The organism is Teichococcus wenyumeiae (assembly GCF_003696345.1).
GTDB classification, from domain to species: Bacteria; Pseudomonadota; Alphaproteobacteria; order Acetobacterales; family Acetobacteraceae; genus Pseudoroseomonas; species Pseudoroseomonas wenyumeiae.
Genome location: NZ_RFLX01000180.1, coordinates 1 through 776 on the forward strand (window position 1 = coordinate 1; position 776 = coordinate 776).

Here is a 776-nt window from a genome sequence, read left to right on the forward strand (position 1 = left end):
ACAGGCGCGGCAGGCCAGCTTGGGCCGCCTGGTGACCAGCACCCGGAACTGCGCTGGCAGCACGTCGAGCCGCTCGGCGCTGTCAGCACCGATCTCGACCAGCCGCCCATCGCAGCAGGGGCAGGTCTCCCGCTCAGGCAGCAGCACCTGCTCGAGGTGTGGCAGATGCGGCGGCAACTGGCCACGGTTGCCGCGACGGCGCTTCGCCTGCTGCTCTTTCAGGCTTTTCGAGCGCTGGCCCGCCTCGGCCTCGCTGGCCCCCAGCGTGGTCTCGATCTCCTCGAACGCGAACAGCAAATGGTCTTCGGGCAGCCGCTCCGACTTCTGCCCGAACTGCCGCCGCTTCAGCTTCAGCAGCAGGTGGTGCAGTTGCTCGTTCCGGACCGCCAGCGCGTTGGATCTCGATGCAGGGCGATGGGGTGGACTCCCGTGGCGCCACACTGGGCTCCGCCACGATCAGCACGAACGAAGGAGGCGCGCTGTGCCGCATCTCCCGCCGCCAGGTGAACACCTGCTGCGAGCAGATCTGCCAACGACGCGCCACCTCGGCGATGACGGCGCCGGGTGCAAGCGTCTCCGCGACAATCTGCGCCTTGGCTTCCTCCGACCGTCTGCGGCGGCGCCCAGGGCCCGTCAGCACCTCTACGCGGCGATATCCGCGGCCGCTCGCGTCATCATGAACGTCGACCATAATGTCGGCTCGAAGCTGCCCACCTGAAGGCAAGGCAGCACAGCATCGGCACGCTCGGGAAGAAGGGCATTCAGGCCGCGCTTAC

The 776-nt window shown here is 68.2% G+C and carries 1 protein-coding gene and 1 pseudogene; both read right to left on the reverse strand.

What is annotated here, in order from left to right:
- Positions 1 to 441 (reverse strand): IS66 family transposase zinc-finger binding domain-containing protein (locus tag EBE87_RS30255; protein ID WP_233553607.1); only part of this gene is annotated, 441 nt, incomplete at its 3' end.
- 55 nt (positions 442 to 496) lie between these two features.
- Positions 497 to 691, reverse strand: a pseudogene (locus EBE87_RS30670) (transposase); the annotation flags it as partial.
- Positions 692 to 776 lie beyond the last annotated feature (85 nt).